The 15,416-nt window shown below is 72.4% G+C and carries 14 protein-coding genes; 7 read left to right on the top strand and 7 right to left on the bottom strand.

Annotated elements, in window-relative coordinates:
- Positions 1–62: 62 nt before the first annotated feature.
- A complete protein-coding gene (locus PPSIR1_RS06585; protein ID WP_006970223.1) occupies positions 63–2,183 on the bottom strand; it encodes a lipoxygenase family protein in 2,121 nt (706 codons plus the stop codon).
- A 305-nt stretch (positions 2,184–2,488) separates the two neighbouring features.
- Between PPSIR1_RS06585 and PPSIR1_RS06580 the strand changes: the two genes are divergently transcribed.
- The 4 genes from PPSIR1_RS06580 (at position 2,489) to PPSIR1_RS47435 (ending at position 5,956) form a co-directional block, all read left to right on the top strand.
- Complete coding sequence (locus PPSIR1_RS06580; RefSeq protein WP_006970222.1) at positions 2,489–3,355, top strand: SIR2 family NAD-dependent protein deacylase; 867 nt, start codon at positions 2,489–2,491, stop codon at positions 3,353–3,355.
- Positions 3,356–3,465: 110 nt separating this feature from the next.
- Positions 3,466–3,861, top strand: a complete 396-nt coding sequence (locus tag PPSIR1_RS06575) for a GntR family transcriptional regulator (protein ID WP_045115500.1) — start codon at positions 3,466–3,468, stop codon at positions 3,859–3,861.
- The gene (locus PPSIR1_RS06570) at positions 3,858–4,583 is read left to right on the top strand and encodes an ABC transporter ATP-binding protein (RefSeq protein ID WP_006970220.1); all 726 of its coding nucleotides are present in this window, start codon (positions 3,858–3,860) and stop codon (positions 4,581–4,583) included. The genes PPSIR1_RS06575 and PPSIR1_RS06570 overlap by 4 nt, the downstream gene beginning before the upstream one ends.
- Entirely contained in the window at positions 4,580–5,956 is a 1,377-nt protein-coding gene (locus PPSIR1_RS47435; RefSeq protein ID WP_006970219.1) for a hypothetical protein, read from the top strand. Before PPSIR1_RS06570 ends, PPSIR1_RS47435 begins: the two co-directional genes overlap by 4 nt.
- On the opposite strand, the gene PPSIR1_RS06560 is transcribed toward PPSIR1_RS47435, so the two are convergent.
- Entirely contained in the window at positions 5,953–6,498 is a 546-nt protein-coding gene (locus tag PPSIR1_RS06560) for a GNAT family N-acetyltransferase (protein ID WP_006970218.1), read from the bottom strand. The genes PPSIR1_RS47435 and PPSIR1_RS06560 overlap by 4 nt on opposite strands.
- A gap of 10 nt (positions 6,499–6,508) precedes the next feature.
- A complete protein-coding gene (locus tag PPSIR1_RS06555; RefSeq protein WP_006970217.1) occupies positions 6,509–7,309 on the bottom strand; it encodes a hypothetical protein in 801 nt (266 codons plus the stop codon).
- 282 nt (positions 7,310–7,591) lie between these two features.
- On the opposite strand from PPSIR1_RS06555, the gene PPSIR1_RS06550 reads away from it, so the two are divergent.
- A complete protein-coding gene (locus PPSIR1_RS06550; RefSeq protein ID WP_157595259.1) occupies positions 7,592–8,155 on the top strand; it encodes a hypothetical protein in 564 nt (187 codons plus the stop codon).
- A gap of 2 nt (positions 8,156–8,157) precedes the next feature.
- Here PPSIR1_RS06550 and PPSIR1_RS06545 read toward each other — a convergent pair whose 3' ends face one another.
- The 3 genes from PPSIR1_RS06545 to PPSIR1_RS41975 all read right to left on the bottom strand — a co-directional run bounded on the left by PPSIR1_RS06545 (position 8,158) and on the right by PPSIR1_RS41975 (position 13,308).
- Positions 8,158–8,835 carry an NAD(P)H-binding protein gene (locus tag PPSIR1_RS06545; protein ID WP_006970215.1) on the bottom strand — a complete coding sequence of 226 codons (678 nt, stop codon included), beginning with the start codon at positions 8,833–8,835 and terminating at the stop codon, positions 8,158–8,160.
- An 18-nt stretch (positions 8,836–8,853) separates the two neighbouring features.
- Positions 8,854–9,771: a hypothetical protein gene (locus PPSIR1_RS06540; RefSeq protein WP_157595258.1), complete on the bottom strand. Its 918-nt coding sequence runs from the start codon at positions 9,769–9,771 to the stop codon at positions 8,854–8,856.
- A gap of 111 nt (positions 9,772–9,882) precedes the next feature.
- A complete protein-coding gene (locus PPSIR1_RS41975) occupies positions 9,883–13,308 on the bottom strand; it encodes a serine/threonine-protein kinase (RefSeq protein WP_006970213.1) in 3,426 nt (1,141 codons plus the stop codon).
- Positions 13,309–13,506: 198 nt separating this feature from the next.
- On the opposite strand from PPSIR1_RS41975, the gene PPSIR1_RS06530 reads away from it, so the two are divergent.
- Entirely contained in the window at positions 13,507–14,124 is a 618-nt protein-coding gene (locus tag PPSIR1_RS06530; RefSeq protein WP_157595257.1) for an RNA polymerase sigma factor, read from the top strand.
- 40 nt (positions 14,125–14,164) lie between these two features.
- Here PPSIR1_RS06530 and PPSIR1_RS06525 read toward each other — a convergent pair whose 3' ends face one another.
- A complete protein-coding gene (locus tag PPSIR1_RS06525) occupies positions 14,165–14,866 on the bottom strand; it encodes a hypothetical protein (RefSeq protein WP_006970211.1) in 702 nt (233 codons plus the stop codon).
- Between the two features lie 155 nt (positions 14,867–15,021).
- On the opposite strand from PPSIR1_RS06525, the gene PPSIR1_RS06520 reads away from it, so the two are divergent.
- Positions 15,022–15,414, top strand: coding sequence for a hypothetical protein (locus PPSIR1_RS06520; protein ID WP_006970210.1), 393 nt, complete (start codon positions 15,022–15,024; stop codon positions 15,412–15,414).
- The last annotated feature ends 2 nt before the right edge of the window (positions 15,415–15,416 follow it).

Raw genomic sequence — 15,416 nt, 5'->3', positions numbered from 1 at the left:
CCGCCAAAACGACAAAGGGCCGCGAGCATGCTCGCGGCCCTTTGTCGTTGGGCTCGCGGCGATCAGATGTTGATGCTCTGCGGCACCCGCGAGGGCAGCAGCGTGCGGTAGTTCGCCCGCTCGAGGTTGCGCGCGCCGATCGTCCGCTCGATCTTCGTCAGCTCCGCCTGGAAGGACGCGAGCGGCTCCCGGACCCGCGGGTCCGAGAAGTAGGGCTCGTTTTCGTGGCGGTCGTACTCGCCCAGGCGGGTGAAGTAGACCCCGCCCAGGAGGTCGCCGATGATCAGCTGCACGAGGCTCATCTGCAGGGGCGGGAGGTTCTGGAGCAGGGCGTCCTCGGGCAGGTCCCCGCCGGTCTGGGTCGGCGGCGGGGCGTAGCTCGCCAGGGGCATGGCCGGGGTGAAGCTCATGATGTCGAGCTGCGGGAAGTTGACCGAGGCATGCTGGGCGCTGCCGGTGAAGATCAACATGGTGACCACGTCGACGAGGTAGTCGAAGGTGTAGATGCCCTTGGGCCCGCTGGGGTCGTCCCTGGGCGGCTCGCCCAGGCTGACGACGGTGCCCCCGTCCGTGGCGCTCACGTCGGCGAACCAAGCCTGCAGCTCCGAGTCGGCGATGATCGCCGCGTCGTCGTTGTAGTAGATGGCCAGGTAGTTGCGCACCCACTCGTGGGTCGCGTTCCAGATCAGCAGGGCGTCGTCGCGGTAGGGATAGTTGGGCAGGGCCTCGGCGTCGTCGACCTGGCGCGCCTTCAGGTCGTTGGGGAGCATGTGCGCGTTGAAGTCGAGGCCGCCGAGGGCGTTGGCGACCACGGCCCAGTCCGACTCGATGGCCCCGGCGAGCAGCATGTCGACCACGCCCTCGGGGGCGATCAGCGAGGTGATCGCGGACTCGTTGATGAACAGCGTGCCCTGGATGTGGGGCAAGAGCAGCAGGAAGAGCGGGTGGGTCTGGGCCAGGTTGCGGTGGGTCGCGACCGCGAAGGGCTCGATCAGCAGGTGGGTCAGCCCCAGGTGGCTGATCAGCTCGTGGTAGTTGCCGTCGGCGCACTGGATGTGGAGCTTGGCCAGCTCCCACACGTCGCCGTCGTCGGCGTAGTGCACCGGCGTGGAGTTGCCCGGCTCTTGCCCGCACTGGATCGCCACGGGGGTCAGCTTGCGGCCCTCACCGACGGCGGCGAACAGAGCCAGGCCGGGGCTGACGTACTTGCGCCCGGCCGGGAAGGAGCCCGGGGTCATGGCCGTGAGCGGGGCCCAGTCCGCGACGTAGACCCGCCTTTGGGCCAGCGCGTCGGCCAGGGCGACGCCGGTCAGGGCCTCGAAGCGCGCCGCGTCGACGGGGAAGTTGTCGGGCAAGGCGTCGACGCCGGAGAGCAGCAGGGGGTTGGGCCCGGCCACGCGCATGCGCGCGAACTCGGCGTCGGTCAGGGTCGTCGACGACACCTCGGGCACGACCAGGGTCTGGAACTGGCGGGCGAAGGCCGCGAACTCGGGGGCGGTGCCGTAGAGCCCGGCCTTGGTCAGCAGCTCGATGGCCGCCTCAGCCAACAGGTGCTTCAGGATCTTGCAGATCAAGTCGACGACGCCCTTGCGCGCCTTGCCGGCGGCCTCGTTGCGGGCGTCGCTGTCGCCTTGCATGGCCTCGTGGAGCGAGCTCTGCAGGGCCTTGGCCTCCTCGTGGTAGGCGCTCAGCTTGCGGACGAAGCCGCCGGCCTCGGTGCTCACGCCGCGCAGGTCCTCGGCCACGGCGGACACCCGATCGACGACCTTCTCGGCCCGGTCGAGGGCGCCCTCGACCGCGTCCTCGACCGCGTTGCGGGCCCGGTCGAGCAGGCTCTCCTTGCCCTCGTCTTCGCTCGCGCCGGGGTCGAAGTCCTCCGGGGGCGGCGGGTCGAACTCCACGGCCCCGATGCCGAACACGTCGCCCAGGCGGGTCAGGGCGTTGCCGGTGACGGCGATCAGCCGCGTGAGCACGTCGAAGATCTGGATCAGGTCGGGCTCGGCCGTGGCCGGCAGCGGCAGCTCGTCCGTGACCTCGAGGATCGCGATGGGCTCGAGCACCTTGCCGTCGGGGTAGGTGAAGGAGTGCCGCCACTTGTATTGGGTCTTGGCCCACGCGAGGGCGCGGGCGCGCTCGGCTTGGTCGGCGGACGAGTCGTTTTGAGGGAGGGTGGGCGTGGTCATGGTCAGTACTCGCGGGTACGCGCCAGCGCCGGACACCCCGAGGAGGGGCGCCCGAGCAAAGCGACGCAGTACGGGCTCACGATACTCCTTCGACTCTCTCCTTTGGGTGACGAAGATGCGCCGCAGTGTTCCCAAAGCCCAACCAGCTGGCACCCTGCGCGCTGGCTGACCTTTGGAGCGAGGCGCTCTCGTCAGCCTCGCGGCTCGCCTTGGCTCGATGCCGAACATCCGAGCTTCCAGAGCGACCGGCCGTCCCCCCGGATTTTTTCCTGGCGCGCCTAAGTGTTCCATGTACACTTCGCGGCATGGCCAACGCGAGCGAGTTCAAATTCACCGACGCCGAGCTCGAAGCGCGCCTCGGCGCGCTCTTGGATAGCCTGCCCGCGAAGCCCAAGGTCGTCGTGACCACGGGCGCAGGCATCTCGGCCGAGAGCGGCATCCCGACCTTCCGCGGCCCCGAGGGCTACTGGACCGTCGGCGCCAAGGAGTACCGCCCCCAGGAGCTGGCGACCCGCGAGGCCTTCGGCAAGCTGCCCAAAGAGGTGTGGCGCTGGTACCTCTACCGCAAGGGGGTGTGCAACGCCGCCGCGCCCAACCCCGCCCACGAGGCCCTCGTCCGCCTCGAGCAGGCGCTGGGCGAGCGCTTTTGCCTGGTCACGCAAAACGTCGACGGCCTGCACCTGCGCGCGGGCAACAGCCGCGAGCGGACCATCGAGGTCCACGGCAACACCGACTACATGCGGCCCATCGAGGGCGATCGGACCCCCGTCCCGATCCCCGAGGCGATGCCGCGGGTGCAAAAGGATGACCCGATGACCGACGCCATGTGGGAGCTGCTCGTCGCCGACGACGGCCGCCGGACTCGCCCCCACGTGCTGTGGTTCGACGAGTACTACGAAGAGGAGCTGTTCCGCTCCGACTCGGCCCTGCGCGCCGCGGGGGAGTGCGACCTGATCGTGGTCGTGGGCACCTCGGGGGCCGCGGCGATCCCCTATCACATGTCGGCCGCGGCGCTCGAGCGCGACGCCGCGATCATCGACATCAACCCCGGGCAAAACCCCTTCTCCGACCACGCCTGCGACCGGGCGCGCAAGAACAAGGGGCTGTGGCTGCACGGGGCCGGCACGCGCTGGGTCCCCGCGCTGGTCGAGGGTCTGCTGGCCCGCGGCTGAACCCGACCCCTCTCCAAGACCGAACGCGAGCGTCCCCAGGGGCGCTCGCGTTTTTTAAAGTGCTTGCGGCCTGGCCAAGCTGTGTATATATGTATGCACACCGACAGAGCATGTCACAGCTTCCCATCACCCTGAGTCAGGCCTCGGGCGTGCCCTTCTATCGGCAGATCGTCGATCAGATCGCCGCGCTCGTGCGCACCGGACAGCTCCGCGCGGGGGACCAGCTCCCCTCCTACCGCGACCTCGCGGGCCAGGTCCTGGTCTCGCTGATCACGGTGCGCCGCGCCTACGCGGAGCTGCAGAGCGCGGGGCTGGTGGTGCGCAAGCAAGGGCGGGGCACCTTCGTCGCGGACACGGTGACCACCGCGAGCCGGGCCGCGCTGCGCAAGCAGGGCAAGGCCGCCCTGCGTGCGGCCCTCGACCAGGCGCGAGGGCTGGGCCTGAGCGCCCAGGAGCTCGCGCCCATCGTCCGTGCCCTGCTGACCGAACTGGAGAACGAGCAATGAGTCAGACACACCTCGTAGACATTCGAGGGCTGCGGATCGATCGCGGCGCCTTCTCCCTGCGCATCCCGGCGTGGACCGTCGCCCCGGGCTCCGTGGTCGGCGTCGTCGGCCCCAACGGCGCGGGCAAGACCACCTTGATCGACTGCCTCGCGGGCCTGATCCGGCCGACGGAGGGCACGGTCCGCGTGGTCGGCCGCGACCCCGCCGCCGAGCCCATGTTCGTCCGCTCCCGCGCCGGCTTCATGAGCGACGACCGGCCGCTCTTCGACCTCAGCGTCGCTCGCCTGCTCCGCATGCTCTCGGGCTACTACGCGAGCTGGGACGAGGCCCTGGTCGAGGAGCTGCTGGCGCGCTTTCGGGTCGACCCGCGGGTCCGCGTCCGCGACCTGTCCCGCGGCCAGGGCACGAGCGTGCGGATCATCGCCGCCCTCGCCTTCCGCCCCGACGTGGTCGTGCTCGACGAGCCCGGCACGGGCCTGGACCTCGGCGCGCGCCGGGCCGTGCTCGAGGCCGTGCTGAGCGTCGCCCGGGACCCCACGCGCAGCGTGATCATCAGCTCCCACCAGCTCGCGGACGTCGAGCGCATCGCCGACGCCCTGCTGGTGCTCCAAGACGGCCGCGTCGCCGCCAGCGGGCCCACGGACGAGGTCGTCCAGGACGGCGAGTCCCTCGAGGAGACCCTGCTCGTGCTGCGCGCCTCGGGCATGGAGGCGGCGTCGTGAACGGCCTCGTACACCACTTTTGGGTGACCTTGCGGCTGATCGGCACCACCCGCGGGGGCCTGGTCGCGCTCTTGGCCCTCGCCAACTGCCTGCCCATGGTGGCCATGCAGATGTTCTCGCGCCACGCCCCCCACGCCTTCGCGGCCGGGCCCGACCCCGCGGCCTTCGCGTTCTCCCTGCTCTTCGTCCCCCTCGCGCGCTGGTCCCTGGGCCTGAGCCTCGGCCAACGCGACGACCGGACCTCGGCCGTGACGCTGCCCCTCGGGCCGCGGGTCCGCGCCCTCGCCGAGGCCCTCGCGGTGCTGGTCGCCGTGCTGATCCCCGCCGCGCTGCTGATCCTCTCGGCGAGCGTGGTGTTCGCGGAGTCGCCGGAGGTAGGCCTCGAGCGCGGCCTGGCCATCCTCGGGACCATGGGCGCGGCCCTGGGCGCGATGGCCCTGCCGCACCTGTTCCTGGCCAGCCTCGACCGCGAGCAGCCCTTCGGCTGGCGCATGGCTGTGCGCTGGCTGGCCGCGCCCACCCTCGTGCTCATCGGCCTCTCGCTCCCGGGCGCGAACTCGCTGCTCGGTTACTGCGTGGTCGGAGTCAGCGCGGGGCTCTTGGTGCTCGTCCGCGGCCCCTCGCCGTGGGTCGCGTCGAGCTCGGCGCGCCAGCTCGGTCCGCGCCCCGAGCTGACCCGGCTGCGCGCCGCCTCGCCCCTGGCCGCGCTGCGCGGAGACTTCCTGCGCGGCCTTGGTCGGGCCTCGCTGCGCGGCCTCGGCTGGGGAGCGGTCCTCGCCGCGCCCTTGCTCGCCAACGGCTCCGACGGCTCCGGGGAGCAGCTGGCCATCGTCGCCACGACCCTCGTCGTGGCCGCGGCCCTGATCGCCGGGGCGAGGCCCCTGGGTCTGTCGACGCGGGTCGCGGGCAGCCAGTGGCTCGAGAGCGGGAGCTTTGGCCGGGCGTGGTCCGTGCTCCCGGTCCCCGCCGTGAACGTGGCCCGAGCCGTCTACCTCCACGCCGCGCTGTGCTCGACCGCCGTGCTCGGAGCCTGCGCGCTCGTGCACCGCTACTGGGTGGCCCAGCACGCCGACAGCGGCGGCTTCGCGGGGGCCCTGCTGCTCGCGGCGGGCGTCGTCAGCATGGCCTCGATCGGCATCCGCTCGACCACCGCGACCGGCAGCCCCAGGGCCTGGCAGGGCTCCTGGATCCTCGGCGGCACCGCAGCGGCCGCGACCTGGGCGACCTACTTCCTGTCCGCCCCGAGCGAGCACGCCACCTTCCTCGGCGCGCTCCAGGCCACGCCGGTCGCCGCCGCGTTCGTGGTCCTCGCCCTCGCCCTCGGCCTGGGCTCAGCCCTGGTGCCCGTGCCGCAGCTGGCGGCCCGCGCCTAGCTCTCCTCGAGCTCGCACGCCAGCATCCCGAACCACACCACGTCGTGGCGTACGCCTCGCTTGACGACGTGCTGACGCAGCGTCCCCTCCCGGGTCATGCCGATCTTCTCCATGACCCTGCCGGAGGCGACGTTCGTGGCCATGTAGTGGGCGTGGATGCGCTGGAGTCCAACCGAGAAGCCGTGCCGGATCACCGCGCGAGCGGCCTCGGTGCAGTAGCCCTTGCCCCAGTGGGGCACGCCCACCCAGTAGCCGAGCTCGCCGATCTTCGTGTCCGGATCGATCGCCAGGCCGATGGCGCCGACGAGCTCGCCCGAGCCGACCAGGGTGATGGCAAAGTTGCGCAGCTTGCCGGCCTCGAACTGGGGCTGGTGCGTGGAAATCCACGCCTCGGCCATGCCGTCTTCGTAGGGGTGCGGGACGTTGAGGGTCGTCGCGGCGATCCGGTCGTCCCCGGCGAGGCGCTGCACCTCGGCCGCGTCCGCGAGCGCGAAGGGGCGCAGGACGAGGCGCGCGGTGGACAGGGTGGGTCGCTCGGGCATGTCGCGCCGCTCAGCCGGCGGGGGCTGCCTCGGGGCTCGGCGCGGCCGGGGTCCCGGGCGCCTCCGAAGACGCGCCCTCGCCCTCGCCCTTGGCGGTCATGATCCGGCTCTTCTCGTCCTCGCTCAGCGGCGAGTTGTCGATGACCTCGACCTTGGCCCGGAACCACTCGCCGTTGACCACGGACACCCGCACGCGGAACTGGTGCCCGTCGACGACGAGCCGGGCGCTGCTGTTGCCCCACGCCCACACGTCGATGACGGCGTCGGGGTCGTTGGTCGCGGGCGGGTTCTCGTGCTTGGGCTCCCGCGGCAAGACCAGGCCCACGAGGGACAGGGCGGCGTCGTAGCTAAAGCCGCCCGAGCCCGGCAGGCCGATGATCTCGACCACCGAGGCGAAGCCGTCGTGGTACTCGACGCGGACCGAGCTGACCTTGTCGTGGTCGTACATCCGCGTGTCGTGGTTGCACTTGAAGAAGGTCCGCTCGGGCACGAAGCGGACGCAAGAGCGCTCGCGCTGGGCCTGCTCCTTGGGCGTCCCGAGCACCTTCTCGGCCTCCTCCGGCGACTTGCGCAGGATCTTGGTCAGGTCGAGGACCTCGTTGGACAGAAGCTGCGCCCGCTCGTCGTCGGCCTCGTTGCCCTTGCCCGCCTCGGCTTTGTCGGCCTTGGCCTCGGCCTCCTCGCCCGCCTCGGCTTTGTCGGCCTCGCCGGCTTCTGCCTTCGTGTCCCCAGAAGCGCCTCCTGCGCTGGGTTGCGAGCAAGCCAGGGTCAAAAAGAGCGATGCGAAGACGCAGGCGTGGAGGCGGTGCACCGCTGGAGCATACAAAAGCGAGACCGCGGGGCGTAGTCGCCCCAGGTCGCCCGGACATCGAGGCGTCCTGACCCACTCGAGCCCGACGATCCGGGTCCCCCTCGCAGGGTTTTCACGGTCCAAAGGCCACCGACCTCCCCGCGTTCACGGCCGCGGCTGGGGCGAAGCTCCCATGGCACCCGATGGGCGGGCGCGAGGGGGTCCGCGAGTTGAGATCAGCGCGGTTGTCGATCATGTTGATCTCGTGGCGATGTGCGCGGACATGAGAGGCGGTGGGCCTTCGTGAGCTGGGCCCTGGCCACCGCGAGCGGGGCTGCGATCCCCGCATATGTGGGCTACCGCTGGTGGCAACGGCACCAGCGCGAGCAGGCCATCGCCCGTGAGCTCGACGAGGCCAACGGCGAGCCCCTGCGCCTGCCCGAGCACATCTCCCCGCGCCTGGCGAGCATCGCCAGCCAGGCCCACCAGCTGCGCATCGAGCTCGAGCTGCCGATCCGCCGGGTCCGGGCGCCGCTGTTGTCCGAGACCCCCTGGGCCCGACGCCAGCGCTGCGACGAGTACGACGCGGCCCTCTACGAGATCCGCCTGTCGATCTGGGCCTGGCTCCGCTCGCTCCAGCGCCTCGACGCCGACGAGCGCCGCCTGCTCGCCGAGCTCGGCCTCTCGGTCCAGCCCTTTCGCAAGCTGCTCTACGGCTGCGACCGCACCGACGACGTGTGGGAGCAGGTGCTGTGGGCCGAGGCGCCGGACCTGGACATGATGTGGGCCGAGCTGCACCGGACCATCCTCGCGCTCAAGCGCTTCGAGCACGCCCTGGCGAGCGCGCCGACGGATCCCTACCGCTGAGCTCAGCTCTCGGCCGAGATCTGCGGCGTGCGGCCGCCCCAGCTCGGGTCGGGCCAGCTGGGCACGGACAACGCGTCGAGCATCCAGCGGGCGACGTCGGCCCGGGTGATCGCCGCTCGCGTACCGAAGCGCTCGACCACGGCGACGCGCCCCGTGGCCGCGCCGTCCATGAGCCGCGTGGGTCGGGGCGCGAGCCAGTCGAGGCCGGACTCGGCGTAGACCGCCTCCATGCGCGCGAGGTCGGCGTAGGCCGTGCCGATCATCGAGGTCGCCAGGAAAAAGCGCATCACCAGGTTGAGCTGGGCCGCGCTGTCGCCCACCCCCGCCGCGCTCACGGCGACGATCCGCGGGACGCCGTGCTCGCGCATCGCCGCGACGATCAACCTCGCCGTCGCGGAGCTCAGATCCTCCGGCGAGCGCGAGGCAGACCACGGGTTCGCCGGGTTCGCGCGCTGCATGCCGATGCACGACAGCACCGCGTCCGCGCCGGCCATGGCCTCGTCGAGGCGCGGGCGCTCGTCGAGCAGACCCCGGAGCACGCGGACACCCTCGGGCACCTCGCAAGCAGTCGTCGGTCGCACGAGCAAGGTCAGCTCGTGGCCCGCCGCGCTCGCCTGGGCGACGAGCTGTCGGCCGACACCGCCGGTGCCGCCGAGGATGAGGAGCTTCAGGGCCTTCACGGCCCCGACTCTACGCCCTCAGTAGGAAGGCTCCCGGAAGATCGCCCACGACAGCTCGTCCACGCCGCAGCTGACCCCCGCCTGGGCCTGGGCGGGCACGAAGGTGTAGTCGTAGCCGTCGAGCTGGATGTTCGCGGGCGGGTCCATGGGCCCGACGACGGCACCGCCTGCCTCGCTCAGGTCGAAGCCGAAGGTCTGCACGCCGTCCTCGTCGAGGCAGCAGGGCACGCCCGCGAGGGCGTCGCAGCCACAGGGCTCGCCCTCGACGGCGATCTGGGGCCACCAGCCCTCGAGGCTCGCGGCGGCCTTGGGCCCGAGCTCGGAGGCGTCGCGCACGGCCAGGACGAGCGGCGGCTCGTAGTCCTCGCCGGCCTCCCAGATCGCCACGGTCTCGTAGTAGCAAGCGTCGCTCTTACCCGCGGGGTGGGCCGCCTCGACCTCGTAGCAGGCCACGGCGACGTCGTTTTCGGTGGGCACAGGCGCGGGCAGGATCTGCTCGAGGGGCAGGCCGAGGATGCCGAGGGGGTGGAGGTCGTCGGGGTCGCAGTCCGAGCAGTCTCCGCTCGGGCACGCGCCGGCCATCCACTGGCCGCTCTGCTTGGCGAACACCTTGACCTGCACGTCGATGTAGGGCTGGCAGACCTCGGACAGGAGCACCGGGTCGCCGAACATGGGCGCGAGCGCTTCGCCGAGCTCGGGCTCGCAGGCGAGGCCCTCGGAGTCGGCCGCGTCTTCGCCCCCGGCGTCTTCGTTGGCGTTGCCGCCCGAGGCCCCAGGGCCGTCCTCGGAGTCGGGTCCCGCCTCGTCGCCCAGGCCCTCGTCGAGGCCCGTCTCGTCCCCGCTGATCTCGTAATAGTCAAACAGCGGGTTGGCCATGGTGCAGGCGGCCAGGCACGGGAGCGTGAGGGTGGCGAGCAAGGCAAGGCGAGGGCGCATGGCTTTGTCCTATCCGCGCAGACACCCCGAGCCGAAGGGCCGCGGCCGCCTCCGGGAGACGGCCGCGGAGTCCCCGTTCCATGAGTGGAACGAGGGCGTCCTGCGCGCAGTTCAGTCCGCCGCGCAGGGCGTCGCGGCCCGCTCGGCGAGCTCGCTGCGCCCGAGCACGGAGCACGCCGCGTCCACGAGGCCCTCGACCTCGAGGGGCATGCGGGCGATGCCCCCGTCGAACACGGCGAGCTCGAAGTGCGTCGCGTCGCCGACCCACTCCGGCTTGCCCCCGTGGCCGAGGCGACCGAGGACCCGGAAGCGCTCGCGGCCCGTGGCCACGTCGACGATCGCCACCCGGCGCGTGTCGACGCCGAACACCAGGGCGCCACCGTCGGCGCTAAAGCGCGGGACCCCCCTGTACTCGCGCAGATCCAGGGTGCCCAGGGGCTCGCCCGTGTCCGTCGACCACAGCTGGCCGGGGTTGGTCTCGGGCGCCTCGGCGTCGCAGCTGCCCACGAGCAGCGCGCCGTCGGGAGACAAGGTCGCGTAGGCCGTGGGTTGGTCGTAGGCGCAGCCCTGGTCGATGATCTGCTCGCTGCCGTCGGCGTGGTGGATGAGGTTGTGGCCGTGGCCGGTGCGCAGGTGCAGCGCGCCCGCGTTGGTCACGGTCTGGAGCACGTAGATCTCCGAGGGCAAGGCCACGCGCTCGCGCTCACGGCAGCTGTCGACCTCCCAGATGTCGACCCGCTCGCCGCTGTCCCGGGCCGCGAGGCGACCGTCGCGGCTGATGGTCCAGGCCAGGCCGGGGTCGCCGGGCAGGCGGCACAGCGTCGAGCCCCCGAGCTCGCGGACCTCGACGTGGCCGTCGAGCTGAACCAGGGCCCGGTCCACGCGCTCGGCCGCGAGCATCACGGGGTAGATGCCCGCGAGGCTGTCGTCCTCACGCACGGGACCCTCGCCGCTGCGCGGGTAGACGCGGTAGCGCTGCCCCTCCCCGCGGGTCACCGCCCGCTCGCCGTCGAAGGCGATCAGCTCCTCGCCCTCGGGCGCGGGCCAGACCTCGGGCGCGGCGGCTCGCTCGGCCGTCCACAAGCTCGCGCCCAGGTCGGACACGGTGGCGACGAAGCGCCCGTCCGCGCTGGCGACGAGCTGGCGCGCGGGCGTGGCCGGCTGGCGCGACTCGGGGCGCGGGAGCTCGAGCCACTCGCTGCCGCTGATCCCCAGCCAGCCCGAGGGCAACGCGGCGACCGTGGAGCTGCCCCAGGACTGGGCATGGAGCACGCGGTCGCGCTCGAGGTCGAACAGGCCCAGGCCCGCGCCGCGGCCGTGGGTGAGCAGCTCGCTGCCGTCGTGGGACAGGGCGAGGTTGGAGAACCACCAGCCCCAGCTCGTGGGCGCGACGGACTCGACGACGCGGCCCTCGAGGGTCACGGAGCCGCTCAGGTCAGCCAAGTCGCCGAGCTCGGTGAGATCCCAGACCGCCACGCGGCCGTCTGCGTCGTGCTCGACGGCCGCGAGGGTCGAGCCGTCGCCGGACAGGGCGAGGTGGGCCGCGTGGGCCCGGGAGCTCGGCGGCGCCCCGGCCCCCTCCCGCTGGAAGCGGACCCGCGTCGCGCCGTCTTCGATCGCCCGCAGGGCGAGCGCCTCCCCGCCGCGAAAGTCCTCGCGGACGATGACGCCAGCGCTCGCCGGCGCGCTCAGGAGCGCCGCGCTGCGGCCCGCGAGGGCCCGCTTCCAGCGACGCTCGCCGCTGTCGACGGACCAGGCCGCGACGGCGCAGGCCGGATCGCGCTCGCCGGCGAGGTCCGGATCGGCGCACGGGACCTGGCCAAAGAGGGTCGCGCCGTCCGTCGAGAAGTGGGGGTCGGTGCAGCCCTCGAGCTCCTGCAGCGACTCGCCGCTGTCGACGGCATAGACCGCGCAGCGATCCCCAGAGCTCACGGCCACCCGGCGACCGTCGGCGCTCAGCACCGGCGCCCGCACGCCCAGCTCGAGCCGGCCCAGGTCAACGCTGCGCTCGAGGGCGGGCGGCGAGGTCGACCACAGCTCGAGGGTGTTCTCGCCGATGCGCTCGAGCTCGCCCGAGCCTCCCCGCGCCCGCCGACGGTGCAGCATCGGCGTGGTCACCAGGGTCTCGCCGTCCGCGGACAGGGCGAGCTTGGCCACGAGCCGGTGAGTCCGCGACCCGGCCGCGCCCGCGTCCAGCTCGGCCACCGGGACCATGCCGTCGAGGGCCAGGCTCAGCCCGTGGACCGCCGCCTCGTAGTCCTCGCCTTCGGCCTCCCCGGCCTCGGCGTACTCGCCCAGCACCTCGACACCCAGGGCGAGGGCCTCGAGCTCGCGGCCGGGGCTGCGCGCGAGGTCGTGGACCCGCACGGCCCGCTGCGCCCGCCCGAGCAGGGCCTTGGCCTCGTCCGAGCGCTCGGCCCGGGCGCTCTCGGCCTCGGTCTGCTCCTGGGCCACCGCGAGCTGCTCGGCGCTGCTGTCGAGCTCGCGCTCGTAGCTCTGGACGATCGCCCAGCCGCCCACGGCGACCAGCGGCGCGGCGATGGCCGCCGCCAGGCCCAGGCTGCGCAAGCGCGCCGGGGGCTCGAGGGCGTCGAGGAGCAGGTCCATGGACGGCCACCGCTCGCGCCGGTCCCGGCTCAGCCCGCGCTCGATGGCCCGCCGCACCCGACGGGGGACGCCCAGCTTGGTCGGCCACTCGATCGTGTCCTCGTTTTGGATCCGCTCCCAGCGCTCGACGAGGCTCGGGGCCTCGAAGGGCCGCGCCCCGGTCAGCGCCTCGGCCAGGGCCACGCAAAAAGCAAACTGGTCGGCCCGGGCGTCGACGTGATCCCCCGCGACCTGCTCCGGCGCCATGTAGGCCGGCGTGCCCAGGAAGGCCCCGGTCGCCGTCAGCTCCACGTCGAGGGCGCGCACGGCCTCGGGCAGCGAGGCGCTCGCGGCCGCCGAGCCCTCCGGCTCGCCCGGCTCCCCCTGGACCAGGCCAAAGTCGAGCACCCGCGGCACGCCCTCGCCGTCGATGCGCACGTTGCTGGGCTTGAAGTCGCGGTGGACCAGGCCCGCGGCGTGGGCCGCCGCCAGGCCCCGACCGGCGACGACGAAGAGCTGGAGGACCTCCCGAGCGCTGGGCCGCGCCTTCGTCAGGTAGTCCGACAGGGTCTGGCCCTCGACGAACTCCATGGCCATGAACACGCGCTCGTCGTGCTCGCCCGCGCCGTAGACCTGGACCACGTTGGGGTGCGAGAGCTTGGCCAGGGCCTGGGCCTCGCGCAGCAGCCGAGCCCGGCGCTCCGCGTCCCCGCCGACGTGGTGGGGCAGGAGCTTGAGCGCGACCTTGCGGTCGAGGACCGGGTCGTAGGCCGCGTAGACCTCGCCCATGCCCCCGGAGCCCGCGAAGCTCAGGAGCACGTAGCGCTCGACGGCGATGGGGTCCGTGTGCCCCGGGAACATGCGCTGACGCAGCAGCCGGCGCCCGATCGACTCCGCTCCGCTCGGGCCGGGCGGGGGCTCTTGGCCATCAGCGCGCTCCGTGGCGTCCATCGAGGCTTCGGCGGGGAGGGAGGGAGAGAGAGGGGAAGGATGCCACGTCGGGCCGTCTGCTGTCTGGGTGTTCATGGCGAGCTTCAGGCGCCTCGGCGCCCTCCCTGGCAAGGTTCCCGGCCCGCGACGGCGCAATTGCAGAAAGTCGAAAAAATCTGGGAGCGGCCCTGCGGCGGCCACCGTCCTATGCTGTGCCCGGTGGCCGACGACGACGCGACCCTCCTCGCCGCCTGGCGCGACGGCGACACCCGGGCCGGCTCGCGCCTGTTCGACCGCCACTACACCCGCCTGGCCCGCTTTTTCCGCAACAAGGTCGGCGACGAGCACTACGACCTCACCCAGCAGACCATGCTGACCTGCCTCGAGCGCTGCGATCAGCTCCGCGACGACCAGCGCTTCGCCGCCTTCTTGCTCGGCGTGGCCCGCAACGTGCTCCTGCACCACTACCGGACCCGGGCGCGCAAGCTCGACAAGCTCGACTTTGGGGTCAGCGCCGTGGCCGACCTCGCGCCCGGGGGCAGCACCATCCTGGCCCGCCGCCACGAGCACAAGCTGCTGCTGGAGGCCCTGCGCGCCCTGCCCCTCGAGCAACAAATTTTACTCGAGCTCTACTACTGGGAGGAGCTCCGCGGCGGCGACCTGGCCCGCTTTTACGGCCTGCCCGAGGGCACGATCCGCACGCGCTTGCGGGCCGCCCGTCAGGCCCTCGAGGGGACCTTGCCCAAGGTCGCGCGTCAGCTGGGTATCGAGGTCACAAACGCCGCGGACAACCTCGAGACCTGGGCCCGCGAGGTCCGGCCGCTGCTGGAAGTCTGAGCCAAAGTAGGGGTGAGTGGGGGTTCGTAGCGCTCGTCGCTCAAGCCTCCGCCGCGCCCAGGGCCTTGGCCGACCTGGGCGCCGCGAACAAAGTCTGAAGCTCCGCCCCGAGGGCCTCGAAGCTGGCCTCGGTCTCGTCGACGCGCCTGTTGTGGCGCCGGCTGAACCACCAGTAGACCAGCGGCGGGCCGCCGAGCAGCAAGGCCGCCGGGAGCACGCCCCCCAAGACCAGGGACATGCCCATCATGATCATCGGCATCGACATGGTCGCGCTCAGGCCCACGACGCCGTTGGCGGTGTTGCGGAATTTCTCCTGGATCACCAGCTCGAGCTCGACGGATCCGTCCGCGTCTTCCACCGCCCCCGGCACCGGCATGACCGAGACGCTCACGTGGCGCCCAAACCAGCTCAGGCCGACGCCGCCGTGGACCTCTCCGACGCAGCCCACGCTGCGGTTGACGAGGACCGCGGCGTGCTCGATGCGGCCTGCGTCGAGGAAGCCGCGAAAGCGCCAGCGCCGAAAGGCGAGCACGCGCAGGCCCAGGCTCCGGGCCTCGGCGCGCCGGTTCGCGTCGAGGTCGACGAGGGCCCGGCTGACCAGGGCAGGATCGAGGCCCGCCTCGCGGACGACCTGGCTCAGCTCGGCCTGGGTCAGCCCGTCGCCTTCGGCGACCGAGAGCTCCGCGACCCGGCTCAGGACCAGGGCGACTTCCTCGCTCGAGTAGCGGCGCTCGTCGGCCATGGGGGAGTCAGTATGGTCCACCTCGGCGGCGTCGGGGGACGGGTCGTGCGCGAGTTCGAGGGCGCGGCTGGGCACGGGCCTGCCAACTCGGGCAGCTCGGCTTCATTCCAGGTCGGAGGATGGACAGGTCCCGGGTCGAGAGGCACGCTGCAGGGGTGAGCGATCCAAAACACGCCGCCAGCCGGCTGTGGCCTGCGCTCGAGGGCCTGGCCCGCGGCATCCCGCCCGAGCGCGCGACCCTTCCGGTCGTCCGGATCCGCCTCGACGGCGGGACGGTCTTCGAGGTGTTCCGCGCCGACCCCGTGGAGGCGGCGATGGTCGCCTGGCGCGTGCGGGGCTTTTGCGAGGGTGAAGGCGCGAGCGATCGCCTCGCGGTGATCCTCGGGACCCTCGACGGGCGCGCCATGGTCACCGAGCGCGTGAGCGGCGAGTCCGACCAGCCGGCGGTCGCCGGGCTGGTCGTGGGGGTCGAGCCCGGCGAGCGCAGCCTCGCGGATCTCTCGACGGTGATCGCCGAGGCGATTCGAGCGCAGATGGACGAGAGCTGACT

Source organism: Plesiocystis pacifica SIR-1 (assembly GCF_000170895.1).
Lineage (GTDB): Bacteria > Myxococcota_A > Polyangia > Nannocystales > Nannocystaceae > Plesiocystis > Plesiocystis pacifica.
The sequence above is the reverse complement of the archived record's forward strand: the minus strand, read 5'-3'. Positions and strand labels throughout refer to the sequence as shown.

Bases quoted from the DNA above. Each gene is read 5' to 3' on its own strand.
- PPSIR1_RS06585 (WP_006970223.1), bottom strand. From the start codon at position 2,183: ATGACCACGCCCACCCTCCCTCAAAACGACTCGTCCGCCGACCAAGCC.
- PPSIR1_RS06580 (WP_006970222.1), top strand. From the start codon at position 2,489: ATGGCCAACGCGAGCGAGTTCAAATTCACCGACGCCGAGCTCGAAGCG.
- PPSIR1_RS06575 (WP_045115500.1), top strand. From the start codon at position 3,466: ATGTCACAGCTTCCCATCACCCTGAGTCAGGCCTCGGGCGTGCCCTTC.
- PPSIR1_RS06570 (WP_006970220.1), top strand. From the start codon at position 3,858: ATGAGTCAGACACACCTCGTAGACATTCGAGGGCTGCGGATCGATCGC.
- PPSIR1_RS06560 (WP_006970218.1), bottom strand. From the start codon at position 6,498: ATGCCCGAGCGACCCACCCTGTCCACCGCGCGCCTCGTCCTGCGCCCC.
- PPSIR1_RS06540 (WP_157595258.1), bottom strand. From the start codon at position 9,771: ATGCGCCCTCGCCTTGCCTTGCTCGCCACCCTCACGCTCCCGTGCCTG.
- PPSIR1_RS41975 (WP_006970213.1), bottom strand. From the start codon at position 13,308: ATGGACGCCACGGAGCGCGCTGATGGCCAAGAGCCCCCGCCCGGCCCG.
- PPSIR1_RS06525 (WP_006970211.1), bottom strand. From the start codon at position 14,866: ATGGCCGACGAGCGCCGCTACTCGAGCGAGGAAGTCGCCCTGGTCCTG.